General features: G+C 57.9%; 7 protein-coding genes and 1 pseudogene. 6 read left to right on the top strand and 2 right to left on the bottom strand.

What is annotated here, in order from left to right:
• From EN932_RS19495 to EN932_RS19480, 4 genes are all read left to right on the top strand, one after another.
• Positions 1-917, top strand: a 917-nt coding sequence (locus tag EN932_RS19495) for a hypothetical protein (protein ID WP_348630209.1), incomplete at its 5' end; no start/stop codon positions are given.
• 232 nt (positions 918-1,149) lie between these two features.
• Positions 1,150-3,213: a type III secretion system export apparatus subunit SctV gene (gene sctV / locus EN932_RS19490; protein WP_063169272.1), complete on the top strand. Its 2,064-nt coding sequence runs from the start codon at positions 1,150-1,152 to the stop codon at positions 3,211-3,213.
• A gap of 53 nt (positions 3,214-3,266) precedes the next feature.
• Positions 3,267-3,809 carry a tetratricopeptide repeat protein gene (locus EN932_RS19485; protein WP_082826568.1) on the top strand — a complete coding sequence of 181 codons (543 nt, stop codon included), beginning with the start codon at positions 3,267-3,269 and terminating at the stop codon, positions 3,807-3,809.
• Between the two features lie 894 nt (positions 3,810-4,703).
• Entirely contained in the window at positions 4,704-5,174 is a 471-nt protein-coding gene (locus tag EN932_RS19480) for a MucR family transcriptional regulator (protein WP_024505385.1), read from the top strand.
• Between the two features lie 228 nt (positions 5,175-5,402).
• On the opposite strand, the gene EN932_RS19475 is transcribed toward EN932_RS19480, so the two are convergent.
• Both EN932_RS19475 and EN932_RS19470 read right to left on the bottom strand, forming a co-directional pair.
• Positions 5,403-5,615, bottom strand: a complete 213-nt coding sequence (locus EN932_RS19475) for a cold-shock protein (protein ID WP_008874821.1) — start codon at positions 5,613-5,615, stop codon at positions 5,403-5,405.
• 1,543 nt (positions 5,616-7,158) lie between these two features.
• On the bottom strand, positions 7,159-8,280 hold the full coding sequence (locus EN932_RS19470) for a DUF418 domain-containing protein (protein ID WP_063169274.1): 1,122 nt from the start codon (positions 8,278-8,280) through the stop codon (positions 7,159-7,161).
• Positions 8,281-9,030: 750 nt separating this feature from the next.
• Here EN932_RS19470 and EN932_RS19465 point away from each other — a divergent pair.
• Positions 9,031-9,489, top strand: a complete 459-nt coding sequence (locus tag EN932_RS19465) for a response regulator transcription factor (protein ID WP_224570033.1) — start codon at positions 9,031-9,033, stop codon at positions 9,487-9,489.
• Between the two features lie 244 nt (positions 9,490-9,733).
• A pseudogene (locus tag EN932_RS19460) lies at positions 9,734-10,166 on the top strand (helix-turn-helix domain-containing protein); the annotation flags it as partial.

The following is a 10,166-nucleotide window of genomic DNA, read 5'->3' as shown; positions in this document are numbered from 1 at the left end:
CTTCTATCCTGTTTGAGAGATGCTCTGTGGATGACGCCGTTTCCCTCCGTTTCGAAGTGCGTTCGGGGCACTATTGCGGTCTGACCGGCAAGACGGATCTTCAAAAGTGTTTAATCGGCAGCGGCTTCGATGCCGATTTGGTCTTTGTCGAGCAGGGACTGGCACCGCATCACCTTCGTGTAACTCTTCTTGGCAAGTCGATCGAACTGGAGGCGCTTGCACCCGGACTCAGTATCGAGGGCAACCGGAATATCGCCGCAGGCCAGTCCGTTGTTGTGCCCCTTCCTGTCGTCCTGCTCGTAGGCGAGATGTCCATTGCTTTGTCCGTGCAGGATGCAGAGCCGCCTGGTTCGACCGGCATACCGCGCCTACCGATCGGTGTGCTCGCCATGGTCATAATCAGCTCACTCGGGATCGGCGCGCTTTCAGGCACGATCTCCTATCTTGGCAATGCAAGTGGATCGAGCCCCAATTCACTTCGGGCTGAAGTCGCGTCCAGAACGATCAGTCACCGCGCTGACAATGAACTTACGGAGGCAGCGGCCCAAGAGCTGCAGGAGGAAGTCGATCGAGCGGGTCTTCTCGACGTCAAGATTGGGTCGGCAAAGGGTGTTGTGACCGCCGAAGGCACCGTCACGTCTGAATCGGTCATCAGTTGGCAGAAGCTTCAGCAATCGTTCGATCGTCGCACCAAGGGTACTCTAACACTGGTGAACGGAGTGCTCATCAAAGAGGAGAAGGCGCCATCCGCAATCGCGGTCGAAGCTGTGTGGCATGGGGTCCAACCATATATTGTCATCGACAGCGAGAAGTATTTTGTCGGCGCCATTTTGGCTGATGGATGGGTGGTCGAACGTATTGAGGACAGCCGTGTGCTGCTGAGCAGGAATGGCCGCATTGCTGCTCTCCAATATTGAAAGCTCGCAGGCCCCATCAAGCAGCACTCTATGGCCAGCCAAACATCCTGTCGCGCTCGGTGCTGACAAGCTGGCTGCGTTGGAAACATTTGCTGCCCAGCCATTTCGCGCCTGCTTGTGGCTCTCATGCAGGGTCACGCGCTGGCCAAGGCTGAGGCGCCTTCGGAGTTCGAAAGCCACGTTTCATGGCGTAACAGCAGAGTAAGTCTCAACCGATTGCAAAGGTGTCTCGATGGCCAACGTCCTGCGTGACTTCATCAAGCGTGCGCCGGCCAGCCCGGATTTAATGGTTGCGTTGATGCTGCTTCTGGCTGTCGCGATGATGGTCATGCCTATCCCGGTCGTGGTGGTCGACGCCCTGATAGGATTCAATATGGGGTTGGCCATACTGCTGATGATGGTTGCCCTGTATGTCAGTACTCCACTTGATTTTTCCTCTTTGCCCGGCGTTATTTTGATTTCCACTGTATTCCGTCTCGCGCTCACGGTCGCAACGACGCGACTGATCCTGGCCGAGGGGGAGGCCGGCAGCATTATTCATACTTTTGGCGATTTCGTCATTTCAGGCAATATCGTGGTGGGTTTCGTCATATTTCTGGTCGTCACCATGGTGCAATTCATGGTCCTCGCGAAGGGTGCCGAACGGGTGGCAGAAGTGGCGGCGCGTTTCACGCTGGATGCTCTGCCGGGCAAGCAAATGGCGGTCGACGCAGAGCTACGCAACGGCCACATCGATGCCAACGAATCCCGCCGGCGGCGCGCCGAATTGGAGAAGGAAAGCCAACTCTATGGCGCGATGGACGGCGCGATGAAATTTGTGAAGGGCGATTCCATCGCCGGGCTGGTGGTTATCTGCATCAACATGCTGGGTGGAATTTCGATCGGCCTGCTCTCCAAGGGCATGTCCTTCGGCGAGGTACTGCATCACTACACTCTGCTGACGATAGGCGATGCATTGATATCGCAGATTCCGGCCCTTCTGCTCTCCATTACTGCGGCGACCATCGTCACCCGTGTGACTGGGACGGCGAGGATCAACCTCGGTACAGAAATGGTCAGTCAGCTCACGGCCAGCACTCGAGCCTTGCGACTGGCGGCCGGCGTCCTGGTTGTAATGGGGTTCGTTCCTGGGTTTCCCCTCCCCGTCTTTCTGATGCTGGCCGCAGTGTTCGCTGCGGTAAGCATTGTCAAGGCTGATGTGCTGGGCGCCGGCACTGCCGATGCGAAAGGTGGAACTGCAGCGGAGCCTAAGCAAGCCGCGCCTGCGAAGGAATTCCCGATCGCATTTTTTCTAGCGCCAGATCTTATGCAGGCGGTCGATCAAGCCGAATTGCAAAAACATATTGGGCGCGTTTCGCTCCTGGTCACAGCCGATCTGGGCATTATCGTTCCTCGCATCCCTGTCTTGGTTGACGAGCAGCTGCCTGAATCGCAATTCCGAATTGATGTCGAGGGCGTGCCAGTCGAACAGGACGCCTTAGATCCAAACCAGATGGCGCTCCGAGCCGATGTAGCGCACGTCGACTCGAGCGGTGTCCCCCTTAGACGTGAGCCGAAAACGGACAGACTCCCGGTTGAACATACCCCTGCAAAGGCCCTTACGGGCGCCGGCACGGAGCATAGGGCTCCCGGCGAACTCCTCGCCTTGCGCGTCCATGCAGCGTTGACCCGCTACGCACCGCGATTGGTGGGCATCCAAGAGACCCGACATTTCCTGGGCCGAATGGAGCAGGAATATTCTGAGCTTGTGAAAGAGGTGCTACGCACGACGCCGATTCCTCGGATTGCCGATGTTCTGCGCCGCCTCCTGGAGGAAGGTATCCCAATCCGCCACACCCGTCTCGTGTTGGAGGCATTGGCCGAATGGAGCGAGCGTGAGCAGAACGTTGCCCTGCTGACGGAATATGTCCGTTCTGGTTTGAAGCGACAGATCTGCCACCGCCATGCCAACACGGAGGGCATCGTGTCCGCCCTGGTCGTCGAGCGCGAGAGCGAGGATGTGATGCGTGGCGCGGTTCGAGATTCGGATGCAGGCCCCTATCTCGCACTGGAGGATCGGCAAAGCGAAGCGATGCTATCACAGATACGTCAGGTCCTTTCGAACGCAGAACCGGGTCAAACCCGCCCTATTCTGTTGACGTCGATGGATGTCCGACGTTTCGTCCGCGGCTTTCTGACGCGAAACGGGGTTGATCTCGCCGTGCTGTCTTATCAAGACCTCGCCTCCGACTTTACAATTCGCCCCGCAGGATCCGTCACACTCCCGCACGGATCGAACAGCGGATTGTTAGAGTAGTCCCACCTTTCCTAACTGAACGCCACGCGCCTCCCCGATAACTGAGAGATAACATGAATAGTAATACAGTTTCTCCATCGCCTATGTTTCTGCGCCGGAACTCACTTCTTTTTGCCGTACTCGCCATTCTGCCTTTGGGCGGTTGCGCCAGCTGGCAAAAGCCGGCTCTTTCCGTGCAGGAGACATCTTCCCCCGAGTTGCTCAGCGCCGATCAAATCGATCCGGCTATGCGCGAACGCATTTTGCGCGAAGTTGGTCAGGATGTTCAAGAGCGGGCTTTGCGGGATGAGGTGAAGCAGCACCCGGACAATGTTGATGCGGCGATACGACTTACAAATGCCTTGGTGGGCCAGAAGCGCCCGCACGAAGCGGTTGAGGTGCTCGACAGCGTCTTGGTTGCAGCCCCAGGAAACGTACGTGCATTGAATGCGAAGGGCGTGATTTTGGACATTGAGGGGCGGCATGACGCGGCACAGGCCCTGTATCGGCGAGCTCTCGAAAACGAGCCAGGCAATCAGATGGTGCAGCATAACTTCAATCTGTCGCTTGCCTTTAACGGCAAGTCCGAACAACCAAGGTTAGCACGATCGCAATAGGTGGGCACAGTGCATGCGCAGCCTGTTCCCCGGCTCGAACACGCGCTCGGCTCCCATCATAGATGGCCCCCTGAAGAGAGCCATATCTATGCAAAACAGTTGCTCCAGATCTGGCCGGCAGAGATCGGCAGGAGAGCCGGATGACATCACGCGGCCACCCGCAAGGCCACCCGCCTCGCTTCGTTGCCAGAGCGCCCTCTCCCTCGCCGGTCACCGTCTCGCAATGCGGCGACCTGGCTTAAGGCGGTCGACCGAGCGCCCGATGCAGTAGCCATGAATACGTAACGCAGCGATGGACCCGCCGGATCGTGTCGCGCTTGTGCTGGCCGTCCCTGCCATTACAGCACGGTGATTGTAGCTGGATCATATTCTAGAGGCATCGATGGTGTGGATGCCTTCGATCCAAACAATCGATTTGTTGAATTCGTCCGCCTGAGGAAATTAGCTGCGGCGATCCGACTTCCGACGCCTGCAGGCGCAAAACCAACAGCGTGAGCGCTGCGGGTCCGGAGGCAGGCTGCAAAGTGCAATCACCAGCGCTGATAAGCGGCAAGTGAAGAATGTATCGCTCGGGCAACTCCTGTGTTGTGCACGGTTGCCCCGCGAGGTGAACTGTAGCAGCTTGGCAGCTCAGCGTTCACGAAAGGAGAAAAGATTTGGGGCCAAGCAAAGACCGGCTTTTTTGATTGTCTTGCTGTATCGCTATGGTGGGGCGGGCGCGACCGCTCCCATAATTCAATACGCTGCCTTTAGCGATGGACGATGACGGGATGCGTCGCCGAGACTTCAATGGTGGAGGAGCAGCGCACCCGTCGATCCATTTGCTTTCAGCGGCAACCGCCACTATGAAGCGACACTTCGCCCAACTGTGTTTCAAGCTGCCCGGAGAAGTTTATGACAGAAGAACCCCACAAGACCGACATCCTCATCGAGCTCACTGCCGATGTTGTATCAGCCTACGTCTCCAACAACCCCGTCCCGGCGGGGGAGCTTCCTGCCCTGATCGCCCAAGTGCACGGGGCTCTAAACGGCACGGCTGGACTCATACCGGCAGAAGAGCCTGTGCCTGTAAAAAAACCTGCTGTCCCGATCAAAAAGTCGATCGAACCGGACTACATCATTAGCCTTGAAGACGGCAAGAAATTCAAATCGCTAAAGCGCCATCTGGCGACGCACTATGGTCTGACCCCAGACGAATATCGCGCCAAATGGGGTCTGCCGTCGGATTATCCCATGGTGGCGCCGAATTACGCCGCTGCGCGCTCCGCCTTGGCCAAGACCATGGGACTCGGCCGCAAACCGAAAGAGCCGGAAGCCCCAGCCACGGCGCCGGCGAAACGGACCCGCAAGAAGGTCGCAGCCTAAATCCGTATCAACAGTCGTTCGGACGCGCAGCAGCCGTTGGCCCAATCTGCGCGGAATCAAAGGGCGGGGATGAGCCCCGCCTTTCCCGTCCAAGAGCCTCATTTCCAGAGTAATTCATGATGGCTCCAGCAATCCCTGCCGCGGCATTAACTTGCATGCTCCGGCCCGGGTTTCGAGCCGTCAATGCGTTCCGGCGATGACGAACCTTGCCAAGGCTTTCCCGGACCGTTAGCCAGCCTTGCTGAGGCTGCCTGCAGAGGACTTTCCCGTGCGGCGATCCTGTTCCACCTCGTAGTTGATCTTCTGGCCCTCATTAAGGGTCGACAGGCCCGCTCGTTCAACAGCGGAAATGTGGACAAAGACATCCTGACCGCCGTTGTCAGGCTGAATAAAACCAAAACCCTTCGTGCTGTTGAACCACTTCACCGTTCCAGTCGCCATATCCATTCCTTTGTAATAAGTCGCAACTTAGGCAGGCCATTCACGCCAGCCTGATTTGTACACGAGACTTTAGGCGCATCAAAATCGGAAAATTGCAAGGCCCACTCGATCGCCTGATCTCCAGCAGCAACTGCAACATATGCGAGGCGCGTGCCAGACGAGGCGTATGCCAGACGTTTCGTCGTGCGCTGTCGCTCGAACGTTGACAGAAACAATGACACACCTTGCAAACTCGGCACATCTTGTGGACGTGCTCGGGTCGCTTCTCGACTGCGATACCCGCTCCTGACCGGGTATCGTCGGCCAAAATGAGAGTTTTTGTCATGTGCCGCCAGACCGAAAGATCAGGCGCGCAGCGACCTGCACATTCAAACCGGAACCCGCGAACCTCGATTAGCTTCTGCCTGCTCCGAAGGGCGGTAGCCTGCTCTGAGGCGGGCCACTGTCGGGTTGAAAACCAACTGTCGGGTTCGGAACCCCAGATTGTCGGCAAGGTACGCGCCGCCCACTGGTTGGCCAAAGGGGCACTGGCTCCTGATCCTGCCGCCATGCTCGCCCGATCTCAACCCGATCAAGACAGGTCTGCTCAAAACTCAAGGCGCGGCTGCGGAAGAAGGCGGCCAAAACTTTCGACGCTCTCTGCGGAACTCTCGGCGATATCTGCCAGCTGTAGGAGCCAAATCAAAAACCATTAATTGCGACAGGTGATTTTATGACATTCATTGCGAAGAGGCCAGAATGAACAGCGGAAGAGAGTAGCAGCTCTCTGGTCGCGGCGAGGTGGATCGTCGACACGATCGGCACCTGGCCCGTGCGGGGATCGCACCGCAGCCAGCACCAGAGCCAGACCTTGACCGCTTGCCTTGCTCAGGCGCCACAACAACGAGTGGCTGGAAGCAGATCCACGTGAACTCAGCGATATCGATCAGACGATGCTTACCCTCATGAAAGCCGATCCCGACGCTGTCCAGCGCCGCGAAATCCTGACCAGCATATGGCGCATCGGATGCCACCGCCTGCACACTCACCATCGACATGCCGGAACTCGGAACCAAAGGCCGCAAGCCTCGCCGGCCTCGGCAAAATGGAGCGGCCGCGCCTTCATCCGGGGCGGCCGGGCCAATGTTCGCCAGGCCCTCTACATGCCCGGCCCTTCGCCCTGCGCTTCAACCCCGACCTCAAGGCAAAATACCAGGCGCTAAAGGCGGCAGGCAAACCCGCAAAGGTCATCATCTTGTTGCGAAAGCTCCTCATCCTAGCAAACGCTCTCCTCAAGGCGCAGCGAAAATGGCCCCTAAAACCCTTGACCGAAACGGATACCTTAGCCTTTCAGGTGAGGCGGGCCGAGATAGACCAACCGCGGGTTTAACTTCGCGAGTTTAAGCTGATTATGCCGATGCAACTCTAGCGCCTGCGCGACCGTTTTAGCTTCCATCAACAAGGCGGCAGGCTGGGAGGAAGTACCCTCCCCTGCCGCGAACAAGCTTTGGACAAAGCCCCACCTTGTCCGTAATGTGATCGGGAGGCCGGGGCGCGGCGGTGCTCAGCGGATGTGACGCGCGAGATCTGCGACCCTACCCATCAGCACTTCCATCGGTCCTCGCTGGAAGATGCGCAGCCAAAGCACCGCAAAAGTGCTGATAACCACAACGAAGCCAAAGAGCGTGGACAGGCTCTCGTCTTTGAAAATGTTTATCTTCATAAGATAGGCTATTCCCGCAATGTGCAGCACATAGGCCGTCAAAGACATCGAGCCGACTGCGATTATTGGCCAGACCAGCTTTCGCAGACGCGGGAGCGCATCCACAGCGAGCATGCAAGCCGCCAAGATGATCATTGCGCAACCGGTGCTGCCCACGATCGAAAGCGTCGTTTCGCTATGAGGTGCGGCTATCCATGACGACTTGACTATAAATGACGACTTGGAAGGCTCAAAAGCGCCGTCAACGTCAGACCACCACAAGGAGGTTTCAGTCAAAGCGCGGGAACTCAGCGCGAGCAAGGATCCCCCATGGCCCAACACGGCCAGCGCGACCCCCGCCAGACCAAGGCGCCAATGCGCTGCTAGCGTATTAAGATTAAGGCGCGCGATGGCCATGCCAGCGATGAGGAAAGGAACCCAGGTCACCGCGGGATAGTAGCCGTTGACCATGAGGTTGAAGACCGGGTCGAGGAGGTTGGGGGCAACCGACAGAAGGGAGGAACGGACTTGCGGGAGAACTAATGCCGTAGCGGCAGCGATCAAGCCCAGCTGATATGCGCTGAGCCGATGGAGCGGCAATACCAACAAGAAGCAAATTCCGTAGTATTCTAGGATGACTTCGACCTGGGTACCGAGGCAGCCCAGGATTGAGCCAAGCGCGAGCAAAACAAGGGCACGAATTGCGACTCTGGCGATGGCCTGTCTACCGGCTATCCCCGACTTCGGCGCCTTGCGACCTGTAATCAGGAGGATTGAAAAACCGGCCAATACGGCAAACAGGGCCGACGGCCGCCCATGGGTTAGTTCCATCAGAAACCCGACTAGTCCTCCTTCGCCGGGGTCGGGACCGAGATGGGCGGCATACATCCCGAAGACAGCCAGGCCCCGAGCGAGGTCGATGCCGACCAGCCGATCTACTACCGACCCATTCCTAGCGTCGGCAACCGGTGCCTTCATTACCATGGTAGATTCCCTTGTTGGGTGTGTGGATCGCGGGAGCCGCGATAGGAGAGCCGGTCGGCTGCTGCCGTCGCCTCGTGAAAGGGTTCAAAACATCGCGCCATCTGGCGCATCGAGCCGGCGACAGAGCTGTTCAGCCATTAGCCTGGGGTAAGAACAACAGATCGGCTCACAAAGCCTGTGTCACGGACCTGAAAAGTGGTGTCGCGGAACCGTCGTTTTTTGCATGATGGCTAAGCCGAGAGATCCACTGCACCGACGAGAGACTCAGCGACGTTAGATATCCGATCAGTACGCCGCGGCTCCGCCGGTGACGATCACCCCGGGTGTCAAGGCCAGGGCGTAAACCTGCCATAATCTGTGGTAGTGCGCCCGCGACCAATCCGTTCGACAAAGCTCGGCGCATGGTCGAGCCAATCATATTCTTCCATGTGGCTGTTGCCTGAAAAACCGAAGACGCCGTTCGCTGGTCCAGCTCCAGACCTCGGCCTGCGTCGGTCATTAGAACCGGCGCGCCTGTTTCCCAAATCAATTTGCTGATGCAGCCGCCGGGGGTCACATTGAGCAAAAGTGCCGAGTTCAGGACGGGTTTCATAGGGGCTCTTCGTTTGGCTTTGTTAACGACCCCTTTCTTGCAAGTTGTAGCTGACAGCAGCCTGAAAGCTCCCCAAATAATTCGCTGCCGCCGGTTCAGCCTATTGTCAGCTTCGACCAATAAGATGGAGCCTTGCCCTCATACCGGAGCTCGGCAGCATGATGCGAATACTGCTCACTGAAGACGATAAGGACCTTGGAAGTGCTATGCACGATCATTTGGTGGCTGGTGGCCACGCGGTCGACTGGGCCAAGAACCTGTCCGAAGCGCGCGATTATGCAGCTGTGGTCGGCTACGACCTTATTTTGCTCGACGTTCACCTGCCGGACGGCAATGGGATCGACTATCTGCGGGAGCTGATCAAGGAACTTGAATCGGCACCGGTCATCATTCTGACAGCCTGCGATCGGATTTCGCATCGCATCGAGGGCTTCAACGCTGGAGCCGACGACTATTTGGTCAAGCCGTTCGATCTGGGGGAACTCTCAGCGCGTATCCATGCAGTGGCACGTCGCCATGGGCATTTTCCGGAGCCGCAATTTTCGGTTGGGACGCTTTCCATACAGGCAGCCGAGCGACGCCTCTTCCGCGACGGGCAGGAGGTCTACCTGACTTGACGCGGATGGGCGGTGCTCGACTACCGTCTGCCCCAGCCCTGCACGGTCGTTTCAAAAGGGAAGATCGTGGACGCGCTTTTCGGCAGACGGCGCTGATTCATACTCTAAAAGAAAATTCGGCTTCCAGTTGCCTTGGCCATGACTTTCCTTCCCGAGAGATGGGTGACAGTTCATTCCGGATAGATGGGTTACACTTTCGGCCCTTTGCAAGGAGAGCAAGGTGCCTTGGAAGGAGTGTAACGTCATGGAAGAGCGGCTGAAGTTCGTCGCCCGGCTGCTGGACGCGAGAAGATGGCGGTGCTTTGCCGGGAGTTCGATATCTCGCGCAAGACCGGCTACAAGATCCTCACGCGCTACAACGACAGCGGCCTGGAGGGCTGACGGACCGATCGCGGCGGCCCTATCGCCACGCCAATCAGCTTCCGTTTCAAATCGAGAAGCTGATTGTGCGCCTCAAGCAAGACAAGCCGACATGGGGTGCGCCGAAGATACGCGAGCGGCTGGCCCGGCTGTATCCGGATGTGCACCGGCCCGCGATCTCGACGGTGCATGCCGTGCTCGACCGCCACGGCATGGTCGAGCGCCGCAAGCGCAGGCGCAACAGGGCGACGGGGACACCACTTTCAAACGGCTGTCGCCCTAACGATCTTTGGTGTGCCGACTACAAGGGCGAGTTC

Origin of the sequence: Mesorhizobium sp. M7A.F.Ca.US.002.01.1.1 (assembly GCF_004022955.1) — a bacterium.
GTDB classification, from domain to species: domain Bacteria; phylum Pseudomonadota; class Alphaproteobacteria; order Rhizobiales; family Rhizobiaceae; genus Mesorhizobium; species Mesorhizobium ciceri.
Note: the sequence above shows the minus strand (reverse complement) of the source record. Positions and strands in the feature narration are given on the sequence as shown.

What these genes read in the sequence shown, in the direction of transcription:
- sctV (WP_063169272.1), top strand. Translation starts at nt 1,150, where the DNA reads ATGGCCAACGTCCTGCGTGACTTCATCAAGCGTGCGCCGGCCAGCCCG.
- EN932_RS19465 (WP_224570033.1), top strand. Translation starts at nt 9,031, where the DNA reads ATGATGCGAATACTGCTCACTGAAGACGATAAGGACCTTGGAAGTGCT.
- EN932_RS19470 (WP_063169274.1), bottom strand. Translation starts at nt 8,280, where the DNA reads ATGGTAATGAAGGCACCGGTTGCCGACGCTAGGAATGGGTCGGTAGTA.
- EN932_RS19475 (WP_008874821.1), bottom strand. Translation starts at nt 5,615, where the DNA reads ATGGCGACTGGAACGGTGAAGTGGTTCAACAGCACGAAGGGTTTTGGT.
- EN932_RS19485 (WP_082826568.1), top strand. Translation starts at nt 3,267, where the DNA reads ATGAATAGTAATACAGTTTCTCCATCGCCTATGTTTCTGCGCCGGAAC.
- EN932_RS19480 (WP_024505385.1), top strand. Translation starts at nt 4,704, where the DNA reads ATGACAGAAGAACCCCACAAGACCGACATCCTCATCGAGCTCACTGCC.